The organism is Rhodoferax sp. (genome assembly GCF_034520025.1).
Taxonomy (GTDB): Bacteria; Pseudomonadota; Gammaproteobacteria; order Burkholderiales; family Burkholderiaceae_C; genus Allorhodoferax.
Genome location: NZ_JAXHNZ010000002.1, coordinates 1,269,280 through 1,294,177 on the forward strand (window position 1 = coordinate 1,269,280; position 24,898 = coordinate 1,294,177).

At 61.2% G+C, this 24,898-nt stretch carries 21 protein-coding genes; 14 read left to right on the forward strand and 7 right to left on the reverse strand.

What is annotated here, in order from left to right:
* The first annotated feature begins 17 nt into the window (after positions 1 to 17).
* The 9 genes from U5L73_RS14295 (at position 18) to U5L73_RS14335 (ending at position 8,886) form a co-directional block, all read left to right on the forward strand.
* Complete coding sequence (locus tag U5L73_RS14295; RefSeq protein ID WP_322562968.1) at positions 18 to 815, forward strand: type IV pili methyl-accepting chemotaxis transducer N-terminal domain-containing protein; 798 nt, start codon at positions 18 to 20, stop codon at positions 813 to 815.
* Positions 816 to 890: 75 nt separating this feature from the next.
* Positions 891 to 1,340: a nitrite reductase small subunit NirD gene (gene nirD / locus U5L73_RS14300; RefSeq protein ID WP_322562969.1), complete on the forward strand. Its 450-nt coding sequence runs from the start codon at positions 891 to 893 to the stop codon at positions 1,338 to 1,340.
* 13 nt (positions 1,341 to 1,353) lie between these two features.
* Positions 1,354 to 4,173, forward strand: coding sequence for a molybdopterin-dependent oxidoreductase (locus U5L73_RS14305; protein ID WP_322562970.1), 2,820 nt, complete (start codon positions 1,354 to 1,356; stop codon positions 4,171 to 4,173).
* Between the two features lie 42 nt (positions 4,174 to 4,215).
* Entirely contained in the window at positions 4,216 to 5,121 is a 906-nt protein-coding gene (gene ybiB, locus U5L73_RS14310) for a DNA-binding protein YbiB (RefSeq protein WP_322562971.1), read from the forward strand.
* Complete coding sequence (cobA, locus tag U5L73_RS14315; protein WP_322562972.1) at positions 5,118 to 5,927, forward strand: uroporphyrinogen-III C-methyltransferase; 810 nt, start codon at positions 5,118 to 5,120, stop codon at positions 5,925 to 5,927. The genes ybiB and cobA overlap by 4 nt, the downstream gene beginning before the upstream one ends.
* Positions 5,928 to 5,981: 54 nt before the next feature.
* Positions 5,982 to 6,662 carry a methyl-accepting chemotaxis protein gene (locus tag U5L73_RS14320; protein ID WP_322562973.1) on the forward strand — a complete coding sequence of 227 codons (681 nt, stop codon included), beginning with the start codon at positions 5,982 to 5,984 and terminating at the stop codon, positions 6,660 to 6,662.
* Positions 6,663 to 6,721: 59 nt separating this feature from the next.
* Entirely contained in the window at positions 6,722 to 7,966 is a 1,245-nt protein-coding gene (locus U5L73_RS14325) for an NAD(P)/FAD-dependent oxidoreductase (protein WP_322562974.1), read from the forward strand.
* Between the two features lie 139 nt (positions 7,967 to 8,105).
* Entirely contained in the window at positions 8,106 to 8,318 is a 213-nt protein-coding gene (rpsU, locus tag U5L73_RS14330; protein WP_094477962.1) for a 30S ribosomal protein S21, read from the forward strand.
* A gap of 121 nt (positions 8,319 to 8,439) precedes the next feature.
* Positions 8,440 to 8,886, forward strand: coding sequence for a GatB/YqeY domain-containing protein (locus tag U5L73_RS14335; protein ID WP_313873613.1), 447 nt, complete (start codon positions 8,440 to 8,442; stop codon positions 8,884 to 8,886).
* Here U5L73_RS14335 and U5L73_RS14340 read toward each other — a convergent pair.
* The 3 genes from U5L73_RS14340 to pmbA all read right to left on the reverse strand — a co-directional run bounded on the left by U5L73_RS14340 (position 8,883) and on the right by pmbA (position 11,102).
* Positions 8,883 to 9,290, reverse strand: a complete 408-nt coding sequence (locus U5L73_RS14340; RefSeq protein WP_322563521.1) for a DUF4399 domain-containing protein — start codon at positions 9,288 to 9,290, stop codon at positions 8,883 to 8,885. The two genes, U5L73_RS14335 and U5L73_RS14340, sit on opposite strands and share 4 nt — an antisense overlap.
* A complete protein-coding gene (locus U5L73_RS14345) occupies positions 9,236 to 9,568 on the reverse strand; it encodes a DUF4399 domain-containing protein (protein WP_322562975.1) in 333 nt (110 codons plus the stop codon). The genes U5L73_RS14340 and U5L73_RS14345 overlap by 55 nt, the downstream gene beginning before the upstream one ends.
* A 121-nt stretch (positions 9,569 to 9,689) precedes the next feature.
* Entirely contained in the window at positions 9,690 to 11,102 is a 1,413-nt protein-coding gene (gene pmbA / locus U5L73_RS14350) for a metalloprotease PmbA (RefSeq protein ID WP_322562976.1), read from the reverse strand.
* Between the two features lie 23 nt (positions 11,103 to 11,125).
* Here pmbA and yjgA point away from each other — a divergent pair, with 23 nt between their 5' ends.
* Together yjgA and mog are read left to right on the forward strand one after the other, a co-directional pair.
* Positions 11,126 to 11,782, forward strand: coding sequence for a ribosome biogenesis factor YjgA (gene yjgA / locus U5L73_RS14355; RefSeq protein ID WP_322562977.1), 657 nt, complete (start codon positions 11,126 to 11,128; stop codon positions 11,780 to 11,782).
* 11 nt (positions 11,783 to 11,793) lie between these two features.
* A complete protein-coding gene (gene mog, locus U5L73_RS14360) occupies positions 11,794 to 12,372 on the forward strand; it encodes a molybdopterin adenylyltransferase (RefSeq protein WP_322563522.1) in 579 nt (192 codons plus the stop codon).
* Between the two features lie 91 nt (positions 12,373 to 12,463).
* Here the strand turns inward: mog and cysE are convergent, their stop codons facing one another.
* Both cysE and U5L73_RS14370 read right to left on the reverse strand, forming a co-directional pair.
* Complete coding sequence (cysE, locus tag U5L73_RS14365) at positions 12,464 to 13,237, reverse strand: serine O-acetyltransferase (RefSeq protein WP_322562978.1); 774 nt, start codon at positions 13,235 to 13,237, stop codon at positions 12,464 to 12,466.
* Positions 13,238 to 13,246: 9 nt separating this feature from the next.
* Positions 13,247 to 14,086: an RNA methyltransferase gene (locus tag U5L73_RS14370; protein WP_322562979.1), complete on the reverse strand. Its 840-nt coding sequence runs from the start codon at positions 14,084 to 14,086 to the stop codon at positions 13,247 to 13,249.
* Positions 14,087 to 14,218: 132 nt separating this feature from the next.
* Between U5L73_RS14370 and U5L73_RS14375 the strand changes: the two genes are divergently transcribed.
* Positions 14,219 to 15,133: an inositol monophosphatase family protein gene (locus U5L73_RS14375; RefSeq protein WP_322562980.1), complete on the forward strand. Its 915-nt coding sequence runs from the start codon at positions 14,219 to 14,221 to the stop codon at positions 15,131 to 15,133.
* Here U5L73_RS14375 and U5L73_RS14380 read toward each other — a convergent pair.
* Positions 15,130 to 18,069: an EAL domain-containing protein gene (locus U5L73_RS14380; RefSeq protein WP_322562981.1), complete on the reverse strand. Its 2,940-nt coding sequence runs from the start codon at positions 18,067 to 18,069 to the stop codon at positions 15,130 to 15,132. The two genes, U5L73_RS14375 and U5L73_RS14380, sit on opposite strands and share 4 nt — an antisense overlap.
* Positions 18,069 to 20,996 (reverse strand): EAL and GGDEF domain-containing protein, encoded by a 2,928-nt coding sequence (locus U5L73_RS14385; RefSeq protein WP_322562982.1) that lies wholly within the window; start codon positions 20,994 to 20,996, stop codon positions 18,069 to 18,071. The genes U5L73_RS14380 and U5L73_RS14385 overlap by 1 nt, the downstream gene beginning before the upstream one ends.
* Before the next feature lie 145 nt (positions 20,997 to 21,141).
* Here U5L73_RS14385 and mutS point away from each other — a divergent pair, with 145 nt between their 5' ends.
* Both mutS and U5L73_RS14395 read left to right on the forward strand, forming a co-directional pair.
* Positions 21,142 to 23,727 (forward strand): DNA mismatch repair protein MutS, encoded by a 2,586-nt coding sequence (gene mutS, locus U5L73_RS14390; RefSeq protein WP_322563523.1) that lies wholly within the window; start codon positions 21,142 to 21,144, stop codon positions 23,725 to 23,727.
* 334 nt (positions 23,728 to 24,061) lie between these two features.
* Entirely contained in the window at positions 24,062 to 24,889 is an 828-nt protein-coding gene (locus U5L73_RS14395; protein ID WP_322562983.1) for a proteasome-type protease, read from the forward strand.
* Positions 24,890 to 24,898 lie beyond the last annotated feature (9 nt).

Consider the following 24,898-nt stretch of genomic DNA (forward strand, 5'->3'; position numbering starts at 1 on the left):
GCATGGGAGTAACCGACATGCAACGCCGAAGCCTGATCACAGCCGCCGCTGCGAGTGCCCTGGCACTCACCCTGCCCGCCGCCAACGCGCAGGTGGCGGACCTGAGCGACGCCATCAACAAAGCCGGCCGGCAACGCATGCTGAGCCAGCGCATGGGCAAGGCCTGGCTGGCCATGCTGCTGAGCGTGGAAAAAACCAGCGCCCAGCTAGTGCTGGACAAGTCGATCACCCTGTTCGACCGGCAGCTGCTAGAGCTCAAAGCCTTTGCGCCCAACCCCGAGGTGCTGGCCACTTACACCAAGCTCGATAGCGCCTGGAGCGACTACAAAGCCCTGTTGATTGGCAAAGCACCAACCCGCGAGGCTGCGGCCGCCCTGCTGCAGCAAGACGCCAAGGTGCTCGCACTCGCCCACCAGGGCACCCAGCAGTACGAGGCGGCGCTGGCCAAGCCGGTGGGGAAACTGGTGAACGTGGCCGGGCGCCAGCGCATGTTGAGCCAGCGCATGGCCAAGTACTACCTGGCCACCACCTTGCCGGTGGATGCCGCGACCGCAGGCATGGAGCTCAACAGAGCGCGCAGCGAATTCACCGCTGCGATGCAGCTGCTCAAAAGCGCACCGGAAGCTACCTCGCGCATCAAAGATGAGCTGGCCCTCGGAGACGCCCAGTGGGTGTTTTTTGACAACGCCCTGCAGAACCTGCAACAGGGCGCGCAACGCCCACGCCCGATGGCCGATGTGTACCTGGCCAGCGAAAACCTGCTCACCGTGATGGACCGGGTGACCGGCCTGTATGCGGCTATCAAAACCTCATAAACACCAAATCAGCCTCTGGCGCACACAAAACGTGCGCCTATAGCTATCAAAACAATAGCATTCAGGAGAAACCGCATGACCGAATGGACCCGCATCTGCACCCTTGAAGACATCCCCGTGCTGGGCTCCCGCCGCGTGGAACGCAGCACCGGGCTCGATGTCGCCGTGTTTCGAAATAGCCAGGACGAAGTGTTTGCCCTGCTGGACCGCTGCCCGCACAAGGGCGGCCCGCTCTCCCAAGGCATTGTGTTCGGCACCAGCGTGGCCTGCCCGCTGCACAACTGGACCATCGGCCTTTGCGACGGCCAGGCCAGCGCGCCTGATGAAGGCTGCACACCCAAATTCAGCGTGAAGCTGGAAGAGGGCGTGGTGTACCTCAATGCAGCCGAGCTCCAGAATCACGGCACCGATTTGGTGCGCCCCATCGCGGGGCCGAAAAAAGGCCCCCACGCTCCGCCGCTGCGCGGGTCGCTGCCCCCCGAAGGGGCGCAGCCTTGCTTGGGGCGGCCCGGCGCGGCGGCTTGACGCTCGCATGACCATGGTCAAAGAAACCCGCTCCACCTGCCCCTACTGCGGTGTGGGCTGTGGCGTCATCATCCAGAGCTCGGGCAACCAGATCACCGGAGTCAAAGGCGATCCGCAGCACCCGGCCAACTTCGGGCGGCTGTGCTCCAAGGGCAGCACCCTGCACCTGACCGCCACCGCCGAAGCCACCCTGCAAACCCGCCTGCTGCAGCCCCTGCAGCGTATGCAACGAGGTGCCACGCCGGAGCCAGTGACGTGGGACAGCGCGCTGCACACCGCCACCACAAAATTTGCCCAAGTGATCCGCGACCATGGGCCGGACGCGGTGGGGTTTTACGTAAGTGGCCAGCTGCTGACCGAGGACTACTACGTCTTCAACAAACTGGCCAAGGGCCTGATTGGCACCAACAACATCGACACCAACTCCCGCCTGTGCATGAGCAGCGCGGTGGCGGGCTACAAAAAAACACTGGGCGCCGACTCCCCGCCCGCCAGCTACGAAGACCTCGGGCTCGCCAGCACCCTGTTCATCGCGGGCTCGAATGCAGCCTACGCCCACCCCATCCTGTTCCGCCGGATTGAAGACGCCAAGGCCGCCAACCCCGCGCTGAAAATCGTGGTGGTGGATGTGCGCCGCACCGACACCGCCGAGGCTGCAGACCTGTTCCTGCAGATCCAACCCGGCACCGATGTGATGCTGTTCAACGGCATGCTGCACCTCATGCTGTGGGAGGGCTGGACGAATGCGACCTATATTGCCGCCCACACCGAGGGCTTTGACGCCCTCAAGGCGCTGGTGCGCGACTGCACACCTGATGCGGTAGCCGCCGTCTGCGGCATCCGCAAGGCAGAGCTGTTGGAGGCCACGCGCCTGTTTGCGCAGTCCAGCGCCACCCTCAGCCTGTATTGCATGGGGCTGAACCAGTCCAGCGCGGGCACCGCTAAAAACACCGCCCTGATCAACCTGCACCTGGCCACCGGCCAGATCGGCAAGCCGGGCGCCGGCCCTTTCAGCCTGACCGGCCAACCCAACGCCATGGGCGGCCGCGAAGTGGGTGGCTTGGCCAATCTGCTCTCTGGTCATCGCGACTTGGCCAACCCCGCCCACCGCGCCGAAGTCGCCGCGCTCTGGGGTGTGCCCGCCGTGCCCGAGAAGCCCGGCAAAACCGCGATCGAAATGTTTCAGGCCGCGGCCGATGGCGAGATCAAGGCGCTGTGGATTGCCTGCACCAACCCGGCCCAGAGCCTGCCCGACCAGGCCACCGTGCGCCGCGCCTTGGAACGCGCCGAGTTCGTGGTCCTGCAAGAAGCCTTTGCCACCACCGCCACGGCCCGCTACGCCGACCTGCTGCTGCCCGCCACCACCTGGGGCGAAAAGGAAGGCACGGTCACCAACAGCGAGCGCCGCATCTCCCGAGTGCGCGCCGCAGTCGCGGCACCCGGGCCGCAAGATAACGGCCCGCGCCACGACTGGGCCATTGCGGTGAACTTTGCGCAGCGCTTGGAATCTGCACTGGGCCGCACGCCCGCCGTGCCCACCCTTTTCCCCTACCCCACACCCGAGTCGGTCTGGAACGAGCACCGCGAAAGCACCCACGGGCGCGACCTCGACATCAGCGGCATGAGCTACGCGCAACTGGAGGTGACTCCGCTGCAGTGGCCCATGCCCGAAGGCGCAGCCAGCGGCAAAGTGCGCTTGTATGAAGACGGCGTCTTTCCCACACCCACCGGACGCGCCCGCTTTGTAGCTGCACCCTACGCCCCGGTGGCAGAGCAACGCGAAGCGCGCTACCCCTTCGCCCTGACCACCGGCCGCCTGCGTGACCAGTGGCACGGCATGAGCCGCACCGGCACACTGGGCCGCTTGTTCGGCCACGTACGCGAGCCTGCCTTGCACATGCACCCGCAAGACATGGCGCGACGCTTGATTGCCGAGGGCGATCTGGTGCACATCACCAGCAAGCGCGGCTCCATCCTCGCGCCGGTGCAGGCCAGCACCGAAGTGGGCCTGAGCCAGGTGTTTCTGCCCATGCACTGGGGCGACGAATTCTTGAGCGGTCAGAGCAGCACCGGCGAGCGTTTGGGCGGCGTGAACGCGCTGACCAGCCCCGTGTTCTGCCCCGATTCCAAACAACCCGAGCTCAAACACGCTGCAGTCAAGGTGCTCAAAGCCGACATGCCCTGGAGCCTGGCAGCCCTGGCCTGGTTGCCCGCCGACCAAGTGCTGGCCCGCCGCACCGAGCTGCAAGCCTTGATGGCGCGCTTTGAGTTCGCCAGCTGCGTCCTCTTCGGCGACGATGCCGCTCTAAGTCAAGCCGGGCGCACCGGCGTCATGTTTCGGGCGGCAGGCAGTGCCCCGCCGGATGAGGCGCTGCTGGTGCAGATCGAAGCCCTCTTGGACCTGCAAGGGCCTGACGCCGTGCGCTACGCCGACCCCAAGCGCGGCCAGCGCCGTGTGGTGCGACTGCAGCGCAGCACGGTCAACGCCACACTGGAAGGCTTTTTGCTCAGCGGCGACACCCAAGCCCGTGACTGGATGGCGGCCCTGCTCCGCGAAGAGCAACCCGCCCAGAACTACGGCCGCGCCCTATTGGCTGGCGGCGCCCACCCCCCACTTCCGGTGCTCAGCAAAGGCAAAACCGTGTGCACCTGCTTGCAAGTGAGTGATATCGCCATCACCGACACACTGTCGCGCTGCACCGGCAGCGACGCCGAGCGCCTAGGCCAATTGCAAAAAACCCTGCAATGCGGCACCAATTGCGGCTCCTGCATTCCGCAGTTGCAGCGCATGGTCAAGGCGACGCCGATGGCGGCAGTGCCGGCAGGCGCATAAGGACATAGCTGAAAGTTATCAGGCTTCACCGACAATCGCGGCATGGCTATTGGCAACTACATCAAAGAAATCGGTCGCGGCAAAGACGGCGCACGTGCGCTCAACCGCGCGCAGGCAGCTGACCTGCTCGGCCAGGTGCTCGACGGCACCGTCACCGACCTGGAGGTGGGCGCCTTTTGCCTGGCCATGCGCATCAAGGGCGAAACCGCGGAAGAAATGGCCGGTTTTCTGGACGCCGTGCGCAACCGCATGGCCCTGCTCCCCGCCGGCGAAATGCCGGTGGTGGTCATTCCCAGCTACAACGGTGCACGCAAGCTGCCCCTGTTGACGCCGCTGCTGGCCCTGCTGCTGGCACGCGAAGGGCTGCCGGTGCTAATCCACGGCGCTCCTACCGAAGACAAGCGGGTTTTTGTATCAAAAGTGCTTACAGCGCTCGGTTTGTCTGCGCAAGCAGCTCCTAAAAGCATAGCAAACGGGAGTGTGACATTTGTGCCCACCGGGGCCCTGCTGCCTGGACTGCAGCGCCTGCTGGATGTTCGCCGCGTGGTAAACCTGCGCAACCCGGCCCACAGCCTGGTCAAGCTCATGAACCCGGTGGACGGCCCCGCCCTGCTGGTGAGCAGCTATACCCACCCCGAGTACGCGGTGTCGATGGCGGACACCTTCGCCCTGGTGCAAGCCAACGCCCTGCTGATCCGCGGCACCGAGGGCGAAGCCGTGGCCGATGCCCGCCGCACCCCCAAGATGCAAGCTTTTGTGGCCGGTAAGGCAACCGACCTGCAGGCCTACCAAGCCGGCTCGCTGACCGCGTTGCCGGAGTTGCCCACCGCGATCGATGCAGCCAGCACCGCAGCCTACATACAATCGGTGCTGAGCGGAGAGCGCCCGGTTCCTACCCCGATTGCAGAGCAAGTGGCGCACATCTTGCAGTTGCACCAAGCACTATGACAAACACCTTGAACTCGCCGGCCGCAGGCCATGTCACCCTTGTCGGCGCAGGCCCCGGCGACCCGGAGTTGCTCACCATCAAGGCCCTGAAAGCCATCCAGCAAGCCACCGTGCTACTGGTGGACGACCTGGTCAACGACGCCATCGTGGCCCATGCCAACCCGGCAGCCCGCATCGTCCATGTGGGCAAGCGCGGAGGCTGCAAGTCGACCCCCCAGTCATTCATCGAACGCCTGATGATCACCGCAGCCCTTGAGGGCGAAAACGTAGTCCGGCTCAAAGGTGGCGACCCCTTCATCTTTGGCCGCGGCGGCGAAGAGGTGGAACACCTTGAAGAAGCCGGCATACGCGTATCGGTGGTCAATGGGGTGACCGCCGGACTGGCGGCTGTGACCTCCCTCAATGTGCCGCTCACCCACCGCGAACATGCCCATGGCGTGGTGTTTGTCACCGGCCACGCCAAACCTGGCGACAGCGGCACCGACTGGCCCGCACTGGCCACGGCCGCCCGCCAGGCCAAACTGACGCTGGTGATCTACATGGGCGTGAGCGGTGCTGCCGATATCCAGGCCGGACTGCTTCGAGGCTTGGCAGCCAGCACGCCGGTAGCCGTCATTCAAAACGCCAGCCTGCCGCACCAGCGCCACGCAGTTGGCACATTGGGCGAGCTGCAGGACACCATCATTCGCGAACATTTGGCCAGCCCGAGCGTGATCGTGGTGGGCGATGTGATGAGCGGCTTATTGGCTGCTGCGCAAGCCGAGACCACTACCGGCGTCGCTGCCGGTGCACAACGCGCCCGCTGAAATCGGCACGCAACTTGCGGCGTTGTGGGCACCCTCACCACGCACCAGTTGCCCATGTCGCACCCCGCTACCACGCTTGCTCCTGCCGCTGCCCCCGCCCTGGGTGCCAACGCCCCTTTATCGGACCTCAACCTGGCAGCGCGCCAGCGCATGCTGTCACAGCGGGTCATCATGCAAGCCTTATTGGCATCCCACGGCGACACCACCCAACTGCAAGCCGCCCAAAAAACATTTCAGCTGTTTTGTGATAGCGAGGCCCAACTGCTGGCCACCCTCACCCACTACGAGCCGCTCAGTGCCCGCCAGTTGCGCGCGGTGTACGAAGGGCCGCAAGGCATCGGAGTCACGATAGAAACCTTCATCGACCGGATGCGCCGCACCCTCGACACCATCAGCCGCAAGGGTGATGCGCGCGCCCTCTTGGCCGACATGGTGACCGACAACGACACGGTGCTGAATGCGCTCAACAAAGCCACCAGCACCTTTGACGCGATTGCACAGGCCCAATCGGACAACCTGTTCAAAGAACTCACCGGAATCGTGTCGGACATCCACACCATCGCCCGGGAAGCCAAGATCGTGAGTTTCAATGCCCAAGTCATTGCAGCGCGTGCCGGCGACAAGGGGCGTGAGTTTGCGGTGGTGGCCAATGTGCTCTCCGGCATCAGCACCGAGGTCGACCGATTGACCCAAAAGGCCATCCATCTGGCAGATCGCAAGTCGCAGCACGCCTAGTGCAAAGGTCGTATCTCCGACCCCCCATAGACCCTTGCCGTCGCCTACACTGCGCGCCTATGCATAGTTTTGACGTGGTGATCGTGGGTGCCGGAGCTGCCGGTTTGTTTTGCGCCGGTGTGGCGGGCCAGCTCGGGCTGAAGGTTCTGGTGCTCGACCATAGCGAGAAAGTGGCCGAGAAAATTCGCATCTCCGGGGGCGGGCGCAGCAACTTCACCAACGTGGACGTGAGTGCGGCCAATTTCATCAGCGAGAACCCGCGCTTTGCCAAATCTGCCCTTTCACGCTACACACCCGCTGACTTTGTGGCGCTCGTCAAAAAACACGGCATCGCCTTCCACGAGAAACACAAGGGCCAGCTCTTTTGCGACCGCTCTGCCGAAGACCTGATTGCCATGCTGCTGGCCGAGTGCGCCGCAGGTGGTGTAGAGCGCTGGCAACCCTGCAGCGTCAAAAACATACGCTTCTCGGCCTCCAGCCCCCATGGAAAAAGCGCGAGTAGCTATGAAATTGATAGTGACCGTGGCACCATCCACTGCGCAGCGTTGGTGATTGCCACCGGCGGCTTGTCGATCCCCAAGATCGGCGCCACCGATTTCGGCTACCGGGTCGCCAAACAGTTCAACCTGCCGCTGATCACCCCGCGCCCGGCGCTGGTCCCACTCACTTTCGACGAAACCTCGTGGGCCCCGTTCGCTGAGTTGTCAGGCTTGTCGCTGCCGGTCGACATTGCCACCGGCAGCAAGAAAAGCAGTATGTCGTTCCGCGAAGATTTGCTCTTCACCCACCGCGGCCTGTCCGGCCCCGGGGTGCTGCAAATCTCCAGTTACTGGGCCGAGGGCACGCCGATCCGCCTCAACCTGGCGCCCACTGTGGACTTGGCACAACACCTCTCGCAGGCCAAAAGCAGCTCGCGCAAACGGGTGGCCAATGAGCTGGCAGGCTTGGTGCCGAGCCGCCTTGCCGATACTTGGGTAAACCAGGGCCCCGCTTGGGGGCAGGATTGGCAGCGCCCTGTGAATGAAGCCAGCGACAAGGCTTTGAACGCACTGGCCGAGCGGCTGTCCCGCTGGGAAATCACGCCCACCGGCACTGAGGGCTATCGCAAAGCCGAGGTCACCGCGGGCGGTGTAGACACCAAAGTGTTGTCCAGCCAGACCTTGGAGAGTCAACAGCCGGGCCTGTTTTTCATCGGAGAAGTGACCGATGTCACCGGCTGGTTAGGCGGATACAACTTCCAATGGGCGTGGGCCAGTGGTTTTGCGTGCGCGCACGGTTTGGCAGCGCGCCTGAAAGCGCTATAATCGCAGGCTCTTCTGGCAGAACCCCCATCGGCCAATACTAGTTAAGCAATAACAGATGGGGACATTTCGCTGATTCAGACGTGCAGGGCCCGATCTTCCCTCACGCCAACGAACAGCATATTTTGGAATTCATTACGTAATGACAACGATCCGTGTAAAAGAAAACGAGCCCTTTGACGTAGCACTGCGTCGCTTCAAGCGCACCATCGAAAAATTGGGTTTGCTGACAGACCTGCGCGCCCGCGAGTTCTACGAGAAGCCCACTGCCGAGCGTAAGCGCAAGAAGGCAGCTGCCGTGAAGCGTAACTACAAGCGCATCCGCAGCATGCAACTGCCCAAGAAGATGTACTAATCTTCGCGGCTTAGTCGCTCTCACGAGTCACACAGCCCACAAAAGCTCGCCTGGGGACGCTCCGGCGGGCTTTTTTCATTTTGAACTCTCCACTTTTGTTTCAACCTCAGGAAGCACCGCTATGTCCCTCAAAGACCAGATCACCGAAGACATGAAAACCGCCATGCGCGCCAAAGACAGCGAGCGCTTGGGCACCATCCGCCTGCTGCTGGCCGCCTTGAAACAAAAGGAAGTCGATGAGCGCGTGGAGCTGGACGACGCCATGGTGGTCGCCATCGTCGACAAACTGATCAAGCAACGCAAGGACTCGATTGAAGCCTTCGTGAAAGCGGAACGCCAAGAGCTGGCTGACAAAGAAGCGGCGGAAATGAAAGTGTTGCAAGCCTATTTGCCACAGCGCATGAGCGCTGACGAGGTGCTGGCGGAAGTCAAGGCCATCGTGGCAGAGCTGGGTGCCTCGGGCCCCGGCGACATGGGCAAGGTCATGGGTGCGGTCAAAACCAAATTGGCCGGCAAGGCCGAAATGGGCACCGTGTCCGCAGCCGTCAAGGCCGCACTGGCGGGCTAAGGCTTCACTTTGACAGTGGCCGTGACCGACCCTGTCAACACTTGCTGGGGGTTCAGGTTGTCGACGAAGTCCAGCTTGAGGGTGTAATCCCCGGCGGGCGGGGCCAACCATGCTTCGGTTTGCCCTTCCACAAAGTCCATTTCAGCCACCGCACCCGTCCTGCTGGTCATGGTGAGCTTGAAATGGCCCGTGTCTTTTTCCTGCTGTGCGGCATGGCCGACATTCAGCCCGAAAGCATGGAACTGCACCCGAAATGGCGGCTTCTGCTCGCCCTCAGACAGCATCAATGCCAACCCGGGCTTGACCAAAGACTTAGAGTCTACGGCGTTTTTCTTGGTGATCGTGACCTTCAACGGCTTGCTGTACACGAAATGGGGTAAGTGCTTGTCATCGGCCAACAGCATCCGCAAGGTGTAGGTCCTGGGGCCAGCGTGAGCACGGTTTCCATTTGGCCTTTGCCAAAGTGAATGTACTGCTCGTTAAAGGGGAGCGCCGCCTTGAAATCCAGTGGCAAATCGCGATTCACCAGCAAATGGTGGTTGCCGCTTTTGCCGCCAGTAGGCTTGGAGATCGGCGCCAGACCCCAGCCACCGGACAAGCCGAACTTCAAGACATAAGGCGTTTCAATCCTATCCCCGGATTTGAGGTTGGTGAAATACGCTTCTGCGTTCCCGGCAGGCATGGGCGCTTGCCACGGGTGGAGGGTGCGGGTGGTATTTGCTGGAATTTAGGACCATGCCAGCTGCCCGGCAAATACCGCGAGAGCCCCCACTCCGACTGCAAATCGCCGCATAAATTCTCTTTCAGCTACCCGCCACCTTCATGCGATTGAGCAGCACAGAACCCACTGTTTTGGCTCCGTAGTTGTAAGCGTCGGCGCCGACTGCCTCAATGCCTTTGAGCATGTCTTTCATGTTGCCGGCGATGGTGATTTCATGGACCGGATAAGCAATGCGACCATTCTCGACCCAGAAGCCACTAGCGCCGCGGCTGTAATCGCCCGTGACGTAGTTCACGCCTTGCCCCATCAACTCGGTGACAAACAGGCCGGTACCGAGCTTTTGCAGCATGGCATCGAGATCATCGCCCGCCTTGGTCAAGCGCGAGGTAAAGGTCAAATTGTGGGAGCCACCGGAGTTGCCAGTGGTGCGCATTCCCAGTTTGCGGGCGGAGTAGCTGCTTAAAAAGTAGCCCTGCACCCGGCCGGCTTCCACCACTTTACGGGGCTGCACACGCACACCCTCGTCGTCGAATGGGGAGCTGCCCTTGCCGCGCAACACAAACGGGTCTTCCTGAATGTCGATGTGCTTAGGCAGCACTTGCTTGCCCAAAGAGTCGAGCAAAAAGGTGCTCTTGCGGTAGAGGGCTCCACCGCTGACTGCTTGGACAAAAGCGCCCAACAAACCTGCTGCCAAAGGCGATTCAAACAGCACCGGGCACTCTACGGTGGCGATCTTGCGGGCCTTCAAGCGGCTCAATGCGCGCTCTGCCGCATAGCGCCCCACCGCTTGGGGCGATGCCAATTCGTCCGCAGAGCGCATGGAGCTAAACCACGCGTCGCGCTGCATGTCCTTGCCCTTGCCGGCAATTGGCGAGACGGAATACGAATGACGCGAGGAAGCATAGCCACCCCGGAATCCGCGGGTGTGGGCACTGAAAAAGTGCGACTGCTGCGCAGATACCGCCGCGCCTTCGCTATTGGTGATGCGCTTGCTCACACCCAGTGCGGCGGCTTCGCATTCCAGCGCGAGGGCAGCAGCCTGCTCACTGGTGACAGCCCATGGGAAAAACAAATCCAACTCGCGCTCGCGCTCGGAAACCGGCACGATATCGTCCGCATCGGGCAGGCTGGCAAACGGGTCTTCTGCCGTAAAACGGGCGATGTCGTAGGCGGCACGCACCGTCTGCTCAATCGCCGCATCCGAAAAATCAGAGGTGCTCGCGTTGCCCCGGCGGTTACCGAGGTAGACCGTGACGCCCAAAGACTTGTCCCGGTTGCGCTCCACATTTTCGAGTTCGCCATTGCGAACGGAAACGCTCAGGCCACAACCTTCCGACACCTCGGCCCCGGCATCGCTGGCACCCAGCTTTTTGGCGTGGGCCAACGCGGCATCCACGCGGGTTTCGAAAAAAGCGCGGGTGTAGGCGAAACCGCTATCAGCGGGTTTTACGGAGGGTGTGGAGGACTGGGGACGGGCGGAGGTGGGTTTCTTCATGGCGACGGATATGATACTTGGCTATGTCACGCAAACTAAAAAAGGGCTATTACGTCCGGGGCTTGTTCGTTGCCGAAGGCAGCGCACTCGATCTGGAGTACAAGCGCGAACTCAAGGGCACGGATGAACCGACCCGCACCGACCTCAAAAAAGAAAGCGACGCATTGCAAAAGCTGGGTGAAGACCTGCTGGACATGCGCGCCGAATTGATGATCAAACTAGAACTGCCCGACCGTTTGGTGGAAGGCGTGGCGGAAGCCAAACGCATCACCAACTTTGAGGGCAAACGCCGCCAGATGCAGTTCATCGGCAAGCTGATGCGCAAACTCGACCCGGCCAAATGGGACCAGATCCGCGCAGCGCTCGAAGAACAGCATATGCCGTCGGTTCAGGAAACCATAGTGCTCCATCAAGCCGAACAATGGCGCGACCGGTTGATTGCCGATGACGATGCCGTCGGCCAGTGGCTCAACCTGAGCCCCGACACCGACAGCCAGCAACTGCGGGCTCTGGTCCGCCAGGCTCGCAAAGACGCCAAACCCGAAAAACCCGGCGAAGCCATCCGCCACGGCCGCTCGCACCGCGAAATTTTCCAACTCGTGCGCGAGTCCTTGCTGGCCCACCAGGAAGCATCAAAGCAAGATGCGGCTGCCAAGGATGACCGGGGAGACGAGGATTGAACGGTAGCGCGATGGATGAGGTGCGCATCGGCTTGGTATCTATCAGCGACAGGGCCTCTGCTGGCGTCTATGAAGACAAGGGCATACCGGCGCTGCAAGACTGGATCAGCCGTGCAGTGCAGAACCCGGTGGTGTTTGAAACCCGCTTGATTGCCGACGACCAGCACACGATCGAGGACACCTTGATCGCACTGGTCGACGCACGCTGCGCCCTGGTGCTGACCACCGGCGGCACCGGCCCGGCCCTGCGGGACGTGACACCCGAAGCCACACTGGCAGTCGCACACAAGCAGATGCCGGGATTTGGCGAGCAAATGCGGGCTATCAGCCTGAACTTTGTGCCCACGGCCATTTTGTCGCGCCAGGTCGCCGTCATCCGCGACCAAACGCTCATCATCAACCTGCCCGGCCAACCCAAGGCGATTGCAGAAACCCTGGAAGGCGTGAAGGACGCCGAGGACAAGCAAGTGGTACCCGGCATCTTTGCGGCTGTGCCCTACTGCGTGGACTTGATCGGTGGCCCCTACATTGAAACCCTAGACACCGTCTGCAAGGCCTTCCGCCCCAAAAGCGCCATCCGGCGCGCGTGACCCCGCCAGAGACACCGCAGGTCTGGCTCCGCCAGCCTGCAGGTGTTGCCCCCTGCAAGGGGGAAGTGGCAAAGCCGCTCGGGGGTGTTTCTTATTTGCCGATTAGCTCGTTGATTTTCGCGGCCTCAAAGCACTCTTTACGGGCCGCGTCTTTGGGCACGCAGTCACTGTCAGCCAAGCGTGCAGAGAGTTGTTCCACGGCTTTCCACAGCATGGCAATCTGGTGGTCTTGGCCGGAGGCACTGTCCACCAGGCCGCGTAGGGCCTGGCTGACCGGATCGTCTTCCTGGGTGATGCCGTACGCCGTGAACTTGCGGTCAGGGGTGGTGACATCCGCACTCATGCCTTCTTTGCTGGGGATGATGCGGGCTGGAATGCCCACCGCCGTGGCCCCTGCTGGTACCGGCTTGATCACGACGGCATTGCTCCCGATCTTGGCGCCGTCCCCCACTTCAAAGCCGCCCAACACTTTGGCACCCGCGCTGACCACTACGTCCTTACCTAACGTCGGATGACGCTTGGCGCCTTTGTACAGACTGGTGCCTCCCAGGGTCACGCCTTGGTAAATCGTGCAGCCGTCTCCAATCTCGGCCGTCTCTCCGACTACTGTTCCCATAGCATGGTCAAAAAACACGCGTTCGCCGATCTTGGCGCCCGGGTGAATCTCAATACCTGTCAGGAAACGAGCGACGTGGGAGGTAAAGCGACCTAGCCATTTGAGACCATGGTTCCAGAACCAGTGCGCAGGGCGGTGTAACACCACAGCGTGCAGACCGGGGTAGCAGGTGACCACCTCCCAGGTGCTGCGGGCAGCGGGATCACGGTCGAGGATGCACTGGATGTCGGAGCGGATACGGGCAAACATAACGTCAGTCTATCCCTTCGAATCCAGCTCACCGACCAAGGCCTGCAAATCCGCGTTGTGAAGAGGCGATTGCGGGTTCTGCTGCAGGATCGCTTTGGAGATGCCGCGCAAAATATGAATTTCTTCCTGTGTAACCTGCGCCCGGTTGAACAGGGCATTGAGCCTAGGCATGAGCTTTTTGGGCGCAGCGGGATCCAGAAAACCCAGCTGCACCAGCGACTGCTCCAGATGCGTCAGCATGCCCGCCACCTGCGCTGCATCGGCCAAGTGTGACGGAGCGGCAGGAGACTGAACTCCAAAACCACCGAGGGCCAAGCGCCACTCATAGGCAATGACCTGCAGGGCCGCGCCGATATTGAGCGAGCCGAAGCTCGGATTGCTGGGAATGGACAAGCAGACATGGCAGCGGTAGACGTCTTCATTGCGCATGCCAAAGCGCTCAGAGCCGAACAGAAATCCAATGCCCTGCTGCCCCTGCCCTGCAGGTTCAGATGCCAAATCACTGCCTAGCGCAGGCGGAGTTTGCGCGAGTAGCTCCCTTTTTGATAGCAACTCGAAGTGCTCTCGCGGCGTTGTAGTGGGCGGTCCGAAGTCCCGCGGGGTCATGGCTGTGGCGCACAAATGGGTGATGCCATCCAGGGCCTCGTCCAGCGTTTCAACGATGCGGCACTTATCGAGCACATCCAAGGCGCCACTGGCGCGCTGAATGGTTTCTTCCCGGCGCAACACATTGGGCCACCGGGGCGCGACCAACACAAGATCGTCGAAACCCATCGTTTTGATGGCGCGGGCAGCGGCGCCCACATTGCCAGCGTGGCTGGTATTGATGAGGATAAATCGGGTATGCATGCAGACTGAATGAGGCCAAATTGCTGCAACCGCACAAAGATAGGGTGCGCAACCAAAGCCGAACCGTTAAAATGCGCTTATTGTCGCCGCCTGCATCGCCAAGCGGTCCTTCCAGTTCTTCCCCCACAATTTATGACGCTCAATCTGCACCCCATGGCCAACGTGGCCATCAAGGCCGCCCGCACCGCCGGTTCCATCATCAACCGCGCTGCGCTGGACATCGAATCCGTTCGCGTGTCCCAGAAAAAGGCCAACGACTTTGTGACCGAAGTGGACAAAGCTGCAGAGCAAGCGATCATAGAGACCCTGCTGACGGCCTACCCGGGCCACGGCATCTTGGCAGAAGAATCGGGCAGCGAGTTCGGCGCCCGCGACTCTGAATACGTCTGGATCATCGATCCGCTGGACGGCACCACCAACTTCATCCACGGCCTGCCGGTGTATTGCGTGAGCATTGCCCTAGCGGTGCGCGGCAAGGTCGAGCAAGCCGTGGTCTACGACCCTACCCGTAACGACCTGTTTACCGCCACCAAAGGCCGTGGCGCTTACCTGAACGACCGCCGCATCCGCGTCTCCAAGCGCACCCAGCTCAAAGAGTCTCTTGTTTCTACTGGCTTCCCCTTCCGCCAGGGCGACAACTTCAACCAGTACCTGCAAATGATGGGCGACGTGATGCAGCGTACTGCCGGCCTGCGCCGTCCCGGCGCTGCTGCGCTGGATCTGGCCTATGTGGCGGCCGGCTACACCGAAGGCTTCTTTGAGCTCGGCCTGCAACCTTGGGATGTGGCAGCCGGCTCTTTGCTGGTCACCGAAGCCGGTGGGCTGGTGGGCAACTTCACCGGTGAAGCCGATTTCTTGGAGCAGCACGAATGCCTGGCCGGCAACCCGCGCGTCTACGGTCAGCTGGTCAGCCTTTTGGGCAAGTACAGCAAGTTCGCCCCTGCCGGGGAAAAGGCGGCTCTGCGTCAGGCAGCCATTGAAGCCGACAACCCGGTCACCCCTGAGCCAGCAGCACCCGCAGGCGGCAGCGAAGACGCCCCCTTTTAATTGAACCGAAATTCGGCCACCGGCACCGGTCGGCCGAATAGGTAGCCCTGAAACAGGGTGCAGCCTTGGTCCAGCAGGAACTGGCGCTGTCCCTCGGTCTCCACGCCTTCGGCGACCACATCGAAACCGAGGCTTCGCCCCAAGGCGAGCACCGTACTGGCGATAGCGGCATCATTCACGTCAGTGAGCACATCCCGCACAAATGACTGGTCGATTTTGAGCTGCTGCAAGGGCAGCATCTTTAGATACGACAGCGACGAATAGCCGGTTCCAAAATCATCCAACGCAAAACGCACACCCAAGCTGCGCAGAGCGGCCATTTTCATGATGGCGTCTTGGGTGTCTGTGAGTAACAGGCTTTCAGTTAGCTCCAGTTTGAGTAATTTGGGGTCCGCTGCGTTTTTCAGGAGAGCCCCCTGCACCTGAGACACAAATTCAGCTTGGCGGAATTGGCGAGCGCTCACATTGACCGCTACGGTCAAGTGGGCGGTAACCGGGCTGCGTGACCACGCAGCCAACTGAGCGCATGCAGTTTGCAGCACCCATTCGCCCAAGGGAATGATGAGTCCAGTTTGCTCAGCCAAAGGCACAAACTGCATCGGGGACACCATGCCACGTACCGGATGCTGCCAACGTAGCAACGCTTCCGCACCCACCACCTTGCGATCTGTATTCACCACCGGTTGGTAATACAGCATCAGCTCGCCACGTTGGAGGCCCGCCCGCAGATCGGACTCCAGCTCAGTCCGCTCGGCCACCATCGACTGCATGGCGGGGTCAAAAAAGCGCAAAGTATTGCGCCCGGCGGATTTGGCTTCATACATGGCCAAGTCGGCCTGTTTCAGTAATTCGTCTACCGACTGCCGCAAGCCATGCACCAACACTACTCCGATACTGGGCGTGCTATGGTGAGCGCCACCCGCCAAGTCATAGGGGATATTGAGCTGCTGAAGGATTTTCCTGGCGACTAACTCGGCTTGGACCCCTGCATCGGCCAGCGAGCCCTCGAGGTCTTGCAAGAGCACCACAAACTCGTCTCCACCGAAACGGGCAACGGTGTCGGACTCCCGAACGCAGGCCTTCAACCGCTGTGACACAAGGCGCAATAGTCCATCGCCCACATCGTGACCCCGGGTGTCATTCAGGTCTTTGAAGTTATCCAGATCAATGAAAAGCAGCGCACCATACAAACGCCCCCGCGCACATGCGGCCACTGCATACTGCAAATGGTCCATCAGCAAGCGGCGGTTGGGTAAATCGGTGAGTACGTCATAGAACGCCAAGCGTTCGATTTTTTCTTCTGCTTCTTTGCGCTCGGAAATGTTGCGACCGATCCCGCGGTAGCCCTTGAACACCCCGTGAGAGTCAAAAATAGGGGCTCCGCTGGTGGATATCCAATAGGTGCGCCCCTGTTCGTCCTTGTCGCGCAACTCCAACTCACGAAATTCTTGCCGCCCATCCAGCACGGCCCGGTGCGCCGACCAATCGGCTTCACTCATATTCAGGGCACCGATTTCCCAACGGGTTTTTCCCAAGCTTTGGACGCCACTCTTGCCACCGCGTTCGCGCAGGGGTCCGACAAATCGGGTAAAGCGGTACTCGGTATCTTGCTCCCAGTACCAGTCGGAGGACAGCTCTGTCAGCGCACGGAAACGGGCTTCGCTCTCTTGCAGAATAGCCAAAGACGCTTTGTGTTCGGTGATGTCGGTAACCGAGCCATAGGCGTTGTACTTGCCATCAGACTCCTTATAGGTCGTGGCTTTGCCGAACAAAGTTCTTACCTGTCCGTCCATGCCGATGATGCGGAACTCCTGCGCCCACGTCATGCCATCCTTCGCCGCAGCATTCATCGACTTCAGTGTCTGCACGATGTCATCGGGATGGATCAGCCTGAACACACTCTGCGGCTCCGCACGGGCCTCTGCCGGTGTGACACCAAATATGGCGGTACAGGCATCACTCATGAACAAAAAGCGGCCGCTGTCGCGGGTGAACATCTCAAACTGAAAAACCACTTCCGGCAAACGACTGGTCAAACGCTGAATCACATCCAAACGCTGCTGCAACACCTGCTCGGCCAGCGCCTCTTCGGTGAAGTCCTGGACCACACCGAAGTCCACATAGCTTCCATCCTGACGGTGGTAGCGGTGCATGCGGCTGCGCCACCAGCGCACGTCTCCGTCGCGGCATGTCCAGCGAAACTCCGCCAACCTGCCATCCATGGCTTCGCGCGCTGCAAGGTAGCGCGCCCGGTCGTCCTTGTGCAGGCCGGCCTCCCACACCTCGGGGCTTATCCTTTCAGTCCATGGGATGCGTGCCATCTGAAACAACCCCCGGGACCAGCGCGGAATAGACTGGCCTTGGAGCACGATCCAATGGCCCGCTTGGGCCAGTTTTTCGGTTTCTTCGTACAGCTCCACCTGTCCGCGCAAATCGTCGTTAGCCTCCTGCAACGCGTGCTCGCCCTCGACCACCGCCTCTTGGGCCACACGTTGGGCAGTGATATCAATCAAATACGCCAGCAAAAACGACTCGCCTGCAATCTGCATGACCGAGCCACGCCACTCGAGCAACATGTCTTCGCCGCGGGCGTTGGTGAAATTGATTTCCACGCCCGAAAGAGCGGGGTCCTCCTCCAGTTCAGCCAGTGCGCGGTTTCTGGACTCGATATCCGGCCAGAACCCCAAGCTCAGTGAAGTACTTGAGGTCGCTTGCTCCCACGAGTAGCCCGTCAACCGCTGCCATTGGATATTGACATCCACAAACCGGCCATCTTCGACACTTTGCAAAGAAATGGCTGCAGGGCTTTGCAAAAACAGTGCCTGCAACATATCAAACTGGCGACGGTTTACCCGCTCAAGGGACGCATTGGCAGTGCGCAAGCTTTCCAGCTCGGCCAAAGAAGCAGGCTCGCTTCCGCTTGTGTTTTCAGGCATCACAACGGTCTCAGCTGCAATTGCTCAACCGGCACCGGGCGGCCGAATAAGAAACCCTGAAAAGCTTGGCACCCTGCAGCAAGCAGGAAGTCTCGCTGGCCTTCGGTTTCCACGCCTTCGGCCACCACCCCGAGGTCCATGCTTTTGGCGAGGCTCAAAATCGTACGCGCTATGGCGGCATCGTTCGGGTCGGTCAACACATCGCGAACAAATGACTGATCGATTTTCAATTGATCCAATGGAAGGCGCTTCAAATACGCAAGGGATGAATAGCCCGTGCCAAAGTCATCGAGTGAAAAGCTCACCCCGATCGACCGGAGTTCGCTCATCTTCAAAACCGCTTCTTCAAAATCAGTCAAGAGCAGGCTTTCAGTGAGTTCCAGCTTCAGGCGATACGGGTTCGCCCCGCTGGTCCGCAACAAATCAAGAATATGGGTCGAAAAATCGGGATGCCGGAACTGACGGGCGCTCACATTCACGGCCACGCTCAAACGCTGCGTGTGCGGAGCCGCACTCCACGCCACCAGCTGGGCACAGGCTGCCTCCAGCACCCATTGCCCCAGGGGGAGTATGAGCCCTGTCTGCTCTGCCAGTGGAATAAATTCACCCGGCGACACCATGCCCTTCGCGGGGTGCATCCACCGCACCAAGGCTTCGACGCCGGTGATCGCCCCGTTCGCAGTCACCACCGGTTGGTAGTACAGCACCAACTGCTCCTCCTGCAAAGCCTTGCGCAGGTCAACTTCCATCTCTGCACGGGCGGAGGCTGCCAGCTGCATGGCCGGATCGAAAAACCGCACGGTGTTGCGACCTGCATTTTTGGCCTGGTACATGGCCAAATCAGCCCGCTTGAGCAATTCCTCAATCCCTTCAGCATGTCCGCAAAACATGGCCACCCCAATGCTGGGCGAGCTGTGCATGTTGTGGTTGCCCAGCGCAAACTGCTTGTTCAGGGTGTGGAGCACTTTCTTGGCGACCGCTTCTGCCTCAGTAGCCGCAATCCCGGCATCGGTGTGCAGTTCTTCCAGCATGACTACGAACTCATCGCCACCGAGGCGAGCCACGGTATCCACACTGCGCACACACTCCTGCAAACGCTGGGCCACCTGCTTGAGCAACAAATCGCCCATGTGGTGGCCAAGGGTGTCGTTGAGTACCTTGAAATTGTCGAGGTCGATAAACAGCAACCCTCCGTGCTGGCCGCTGCGATGGCTGGACAACAAGGCCTGCCCGAGCCGGTCCAAGAGCATCCGACGGTTCGGCAAGCCTGTGAGCGCATCAAAAAAAGCGAGGCGCTCGATTTCAGACTCTGCGGCTTTTCTCGATGAAATGTCCCGCCCTGTGCCGCGATAGCCGCAAAACCGGCCCTGGCTGTCAAACACAGGGGCTCCGCTGATCGATATCCACATCAGCTGCCCGTTCGACAGCACACGTTGCATCTCGAAATCTTGAAAGGTTTGGCGGGCTTCCAGCGCTTTCATGTGGGCCCGCCACTGCGAAGGGGTGACCCCTTGCCCGCCGGAGTCCCATCGGGTGCGACCGATGGACGACTGCGGTGCCAAACGATCCGTATTTGCGCCGTTGCCATCAATGCGGGTGAAGCGCAACTCGGCGTCCTGCTCCCAGTACCAGTCGGAAGACAGACTGGAAAGGCTGCGAAACCGCTCTTCGCTCTCCTGGAGCTTTTCGAGGGCCAGTTTTTGCGACGTGATGTCGGTAATAGACCCGGTAAACAACACCGTGCCGTCTGCCAGTTTTTCAGGGATCGAGGTCCCCAACAACCAGCGCAGCGGCGCGCCGGGCACCTGCGCCCTGAACTCGCATTGCCAAGGCCGCATCGTCTGTGTCGCGTGCAGGGTGGTGTCAAGGACCTGATTCACATCCTGCGGGTGGATGCGCGACATCAAGCGCCGGGAATCCGTACGGGCTTGCTCCGCTGTAACACCGAAGAATTGCCGCACCGCATCGCTGACGAACGGAAAGCTGAACCGCCCATTCGGCAAACGCTGAAACTCAAACAACATGCCGGGCGCGCGGCTGGTGATTTTGTGAATGAAATCGAACTGCTTCTGGAGGCTGTCCCGTGCTTCTCGCTCATGGGTGAACTCTTGAACCACCCCGAAGTCAGCCAACACCCGTCCGTCCACCACTTGGCGGTGCATGCGTGAACGGGCCCACAGCGTCCGCCCTCCGGGGCCGGAAGATCGGAACTCCACCACTTCGCCGTCCATCCGATGGCGCGCTTGGTGCAACGCGGCCAAGTCTTCCGGGAAGACTCGGCTCCACAACATATCCATGGTGACAACCGCCTCCTGCTCCAAGCCCGCAATCTGGGCCAGACCGGGGGAGAGGTAGACCGTTTTGTCTCCGGGGTAGTTCACCCAATGACCCACTTGCGCCACCGACTCGGTGAGCTCATGCAGCTTGACCTGCCGGTTCATCGCTGTGTTGGCGTGGGCCAACGCCAGTTCACCTGACCTCAGCGCCTCACGGGCCAACAAGTCAGCGGTGACATCGCGCAGGTAAATCAGGATGTACGCATCACCCGCTTCCATTAGCATGGTCGCATTCAGGCGCACTACGCGTGGAGAGCCGTCTTTCATGACCAGGGACACGTCTACGTCCATCACCCGGCCGCCGGGCTTGAGATCGCCAAAAATGGATGTGCGCTGCTCAGGGTGCAGCCAATGCCCCAATGCCAGCGCGGTGCGCCCCACCACCTCCTCGCGCCGGTACCCGGTCATGGACTCCCATTCGCGATTCACCTGGACGATGGCACCATCGCGGACCCGTGTCAGCGCAATGGCCTCCGAGCTGGACTCAAAGATGATGTGAAACACACCCGCCCCCACACCGGCTGGCGGTGGATGGTCGGCAGCAGCCGAAGCATCGGGATCAAACGCTGAAGATTCCGGAGGAGGTTGCACTGTAGGCGATATCTTTGAGGTGTGACCTCCTTATGATAGGGCCTGAAGCGGGCTCGCGCCAAGCGCAGCACGCCCTCGCCTGACAACCTTTCCCCCTACTGTGACACGTCCCCCAGCCTCCGCTCCACTCGACCAGCACACCCCCATGATGCAGCAGTATCTGGGGCTCAAAGCCGACCATCCCGACACCCTGCTCTTTTACCGTATGGGTGACTTTTATGAGATGTTCTTCGACGATGCCGAAAAGGCCGCCCGGATTCTGGACATCACCGTCACCACCCGCGGCCAGTCCGCCGGGCAGCCGGTGGTCATGGCAGGCGTGCCCTTTCACTCGATGGAAGGGTACCTGGCCAAACTGATACGCCACGGCGAATCAGTCGCGATCTGCGAGCAAACCGGCGAGGTGGGTGCCACTAAAGGCCCGGTAGAGCGCAAGGTCGTACGCGTAGTCACGCCCGGCACGCTCACCGACGCCGAGCTGCTGTCCGAGAAAACCGAGTCCATGCTGATGGCCGTGCACCAAGGCCCGCGTAACCGCTGCGGCCTAGCGTGGTTGTCTGTGACCCAAGGCGTGGTGTTTCTGGCCGAATGCGCACCTGACGAAGTGCCCGACTGGGTGAGCCGCATCGCCCCCAGCGAGCTGGCCTATAGCGCGGGCTGCACCACCACCTTTGAAGACCGCATTAAGCGCCTGCGCCATGGCACGGCCGTCTACCTGACTGCCCGCCCTGAATGGCAATTCGACAGCGCCTTGGGCCAGCGCAAACTGCTGGACGCGCTGCAAGCTGCGAGCCTGACCAGCTGGAACGCGCAAGAGCTGGCCCTGGCCCATGCCGCAGCAGGGGCCTTGATTGGCTACGCCGAGCACACCCAAGGCCGTGCGCTCACCCACATTCACAGCGTGCAGGTGCAGCGCGACGACGCACTCATCGACCTGCCCGCCACCACCCGCCGCAACTTGGAGCTGGTGCAGACCCTGCGCGGCGAAGACAGCCCTACCCTGTTCAGCCTGCTCGACACCTGCATGACCGGCATGGGCAGCCGCCTGCTCAAACGCTGGCTGCTGGAGCCCCTGCGCGACCGTACCGAGGCGCAACACCGCCTGCTGGCGCTTGCCACCTTGCGGTCTAACTTATGGCAAACCCTGCGCAGCCAACTCAAAGGTTGTGCGGACGTAGAGCGCATCACCGCCCGCATCGCGCTGCGCCAAGTGCGCCCACGCGAGCTGGTGGCGCTGGTACAAACGCTACAAAAAACAGAGCTGCTCGCGCAACATTTACGGGCGCTAGAGGGCTATTTGGCACATATTTGCAGCCACCTGCAGCCACCGGCCGAGGCCATTGCCTTGCTGGGGCGTGCCATCGCACCAGAGCCCGCAGCGCTGGTGCGCGACGGTGGTGTGATCGCTGACGGTTTTGATACCGAGCTGGACGAGCTGCGAGCCATTCAGACCAACTGCGATGCCTTTTTGCTGGACCTCGAAGTCCGCGAAAAAGCCCGTACCGGCATTGCCAACTTGCGAGTGCAGTTCAACAAGGTGCACGGCTTCTACATCGAAGTCACCACCGCCCAAGTGGACAAAGTGCCCGAAGACTACCGCCGCCGCCAGACCCTCAAAAACGCAGAGCGCTTCATCACCCCTGAGCTCAAGGCCTTTGAAGACAAAGCCCTGAGCGCCCAAGAGCGCGCCCTGGCCCGCGAGAAGTGGTTGTTTGAACAGGTGCTGGACCAGTTGCAGGCCCACATCCCCGCACTCACCGCAGTAGCCCAGGCGCTTGCTGCGCTGGACACCTTGTGTGCCTTGACCGAACGTTCGCTCACGTTGGACTGGAACGCCCCGCAGTTTGTGACCGAGCCCTGCATCGACATCACCCAGGGCCGCCACCCCGTGGTCCAGGCGCGCTTGGCCGAACTGAGTGGACAGTCAGGGCCCTCCGGTAGCCGCAACTTCATTGCCAACGACACACGACTGGGCGTGAAGCAGCGCATGCAGATCATCACCGGTCCCAATATGGGCGGTAAATCGACCTACATGCGCCAGGTCGCGCTGATCGTGCTGCTTGCCAGCATCGGCAGCTACGTGCCCGCACAAACCTGTCGCCTGGGGCCCATCGACGCCATCCACACCCGCATCGGCGCGGCCGACGACTTGGCCAACGCCCAGTCCACCTTCATGCTGGAAATGACCGAGGCTGCGCAAATTTTGCACAGCGCCACGCCGCATAGCCTGGTGCTGATGGACGAAATCGGCCGGGGCACCAGCACTTTTGACGGCCTGGCCTTGGCCAGTGCAATTGCCGCCCAGCTGCACGACAAGACGCAGGCCTTCACCCTGTTTGCGACCCACTACTTCGAACTCACCGAGTTTCCGGCCACGCACCACGCGGCGCTGAACGTGCACGTGAGCGCTGCGGAGGCGGGGAGGGACATCGTGTTCTTGCACGCCATCGAACCCGGCCCGGCCAGCAAAAGCTACGGCGTACAAGTGGCGCGCCTGGCGGGCATGCCCGCCGCAGTGCTTAACCACGCCCGCCACACCCTGGACGCGCTGGAGGCCCAAGCCAGTGAATCGCAAGCCCAAGTGGATTTATTCGCAGCGCCCCCTGCTACAGAAATAGTAGCTGCCAGCGCAGTAGAGACGGCGCTCTCCGCCATAAATCCTGATGCAATGAGCCCCAGAGAAGCAATGGACGCGCTGTATCAGCTGAAAGCACTCGCTAACAAGGCTTAGCTCTTTCGCTCCCTTGGGGCGGGTATGGGGCATTCGGCTAGCGCTCATACGCCTTGCTTTTTGAAATCGCGCTAGCCGAATGCCCCATACCCGCTTTGGCGGCGTGACACGTCTAGCCGGAGAGGCAAAGCGTTTGCGCAGCGCCGCAGGCACGTCCCGCAAACCCATGTCCTTACCGGGCGGGGAAGCGGTGTGCGGGTTGGGGGCGATTTGGGAACCGAAGGTTCATGAGCCCCCGGCCCGTACACCGCCTCCCCTCCCGGCAAGGACTGCCCCGCAAAGTCCAACCGCCCCACCCCGATACACTCTAGGTTTTGCCCCAACCACCAGAAAAATGACCTACTGCGTCGCCATCAAACTCAACGCCGGCCTGGTGTTCCTCTCCGACTCCCGCACCAACGCCGGACTCGACCAAATCAGCACCTTCCGCAAAATGATCGTGTACGAGAAGCCCAATGACCGCTTCATGGTCTTGCTCTCGGCCGGCAACCTCAGCATCTCCCAGTCGGTGCGCGAGATTTTGCAGATCGAAAAGCTCAAGGACCACGAGGACGACGAAGGCATCACTATCTGGAACGCCAAGAGCATGTTCGATGCTGCCCGCGTGCTGGGTTCGGCTATCCGAAAAGTACAAGAGCGCGACGGCGCAGCCCTCAAGAATGCGGGCGTGGATTTCAACGTGTCGCTGATCTTCGGTGGTCAGATCCAGGGCGAAGCCATGCGCTTGTTCCAGGTCTACTCAGCCGGCAACTTCATCGAAGCCACGCCTGAGACGCCTTACTTTCAGGTGGGCGAATCCAAGTACGGTAAGCCGGTGCTGGACCGCGTGATCACCCCCGACACCCCGCTGGACGAAGCCGCCAAGTGCGCGCTGGTGTCCATGGACTCCACCCTCAAGTCCAACCTGTCCGTAGGCCTGCCGCTGGACATGGTGGTGTACGAGGCGAACACCTTTGCCACCGACAAAGTGGTGTGCATCGACGAAAACAACCCCTATTTCAAGATGCTGCACAACAACTGGGGCCAGAAGCTGCGCGAAGTGTTCGACAGCATTGAAGACCCGATGTGGAACGGCGGCCAGACCGATGTGCCCTTGCTGATACCCAGCACCCGCAGCCTGCCATTGAAGAAAATCACCACTCCTGACGAGAAATTGATTTAGTCTCACCCG

Excerpts from the sequence above, each read along its gene's own strand:
- mutS (WP_322563523.1), top strand. The coding sequence starts at position 21,142 with ATGATGCAGCAGTATCTGGGGCTCAAAGCCGACCATCCCGACACCCTG.
- U5L73_RS14375 (WP_322562980.1), top strand. The coding sequence starts at position 14,219 with ATGACGCTCAATCTGCACCCCATGGCCAACGTGGCCATCAAGGCCGCC.
- U5L73_RS14395 (WP_322562983.1), top strand. The coding sequence starts at position 24,062 with ATGACCTACTGCGTCGCCATCAAACTCAACGCCGGCCTGGTGTTCCTC.
- U5L73_RS14335 (WP_313873613.1), top strand. The coding sequence starts at position 8,440 with ATGTCCCTCAAAGACCAGATCACCGAAGACATGAAAACCGCCATGCGC.
- U5L73_RS14345 (WP_322562975.1), bottom strand. The coding sequence starts at position 9,568 with ATGCCTGCCGGGAACGCAGAAGCGTATTTCACCAACCTCAAATCCGGG.
- U5L73_RS14295 (WP_322562968.1), top strand. The coding sequence starts at position 18 with ATGCAACGCCGAAGCCTGATCACAGCCGCCGCTGCGAGTGCCCTGGCA.
- ybiB (WP_322562971.1), top strand. The coding sequence starts at position 4,216 with ATGGCTATTGGCAACTACATCAAAGAAATCGGTCGCGGCAAAGACGGC.
- nirD (WP_322562969.1), top strand. The coding sequence starts at position 891 with ATGACCGAATGGACCCGCATCTGCACCCTTGAAGACATCCCCGTGCTG.
- rpsU (WP_094477962.1), top strand. The coding sequence starts at position 8,106 with ATGACAACGATCCGTGTAAAAGAAAACGAGCCCTTTGACGTAGCACTG.
- cobA (WP_322562972.1), top strand. The coding sequence starts at position 5,118 with ATGACAAACACCTTGAACTCGCCGGCCGCAGGCCATGTCACCCTTGTC.
- U5L73_RS14340 (WP_322563521.1), bottom strand. The coding sequence starts at position 9,290 with ATGCTGTTGGCCGATGACAAGCACTTACCCCATTTCGTGTACAGCAAG.
- yjgA (WP_322562977.1), top strand. The coding sequence starts at position 11,126 with ATGTCACGCAAACTAAAAAAGGGCTATTACGTCCGGGGCTTGTTCGTT.
- cysE (WP_322562978.1), bottom strand. The coding sequence starts at position 13,237 with ATGTTTGCCCGTATCCGCTCCGACATCCAGTGCATCCTCGACCGTGAT.
- U5L73_RS14320 (WP_322562973.1), top strand. The coding sequence starts at position 5,982 with ATGTCGCACCCCGCTACCACGCTTGCTCCTGCCGCTGCCCCCGCCCTG.
- U5L73_RS14305 (WP_322562970.1), top strand. The coding sequence starts at position 1,354 with ATGGTCAAAGAAACCCGCTCCACCTGCCCCTACTGCGGTGTGGGCTGT.
- pmbA (WP_322562976.1), bottom strand. The coding sequence starts at position 11,102 with ATGAAGAAACCCACCTCCGCCCGTCCCCAGTCCTCCACACCCTCCGTA.
- U5L73_RS14370 (WP_322562979.1), bottom strand. The coding sequence starts at position 14,086 with ATGCATACCCGATTTATCCTCATCAATACCAGCCACGCTGGCAATGTG.
- U5L73_RS14380 (WP_322562981.1), bottom strand. The coding sequence starts at position 18,069 with ATGCCTGAAAACACAAGCGGAAGCGAGCCTGCTTCTTTGGCCGAGCTG.
- mog (WP_322563522.1), top strand. The coding sequence starts at position 11,794 with ATGGATGAGGTGCGCATCGGCTTGGTATCTATCAGCGACAGGGCCTCT.
- U5L73_RS14325 (WP_322562974.1), top strand. The coding sequence starts at position 6,722 with ATGCATAGTTTTGACGTGGTGATCGTGGGTGCCGGAGCTGCCGGTTTG.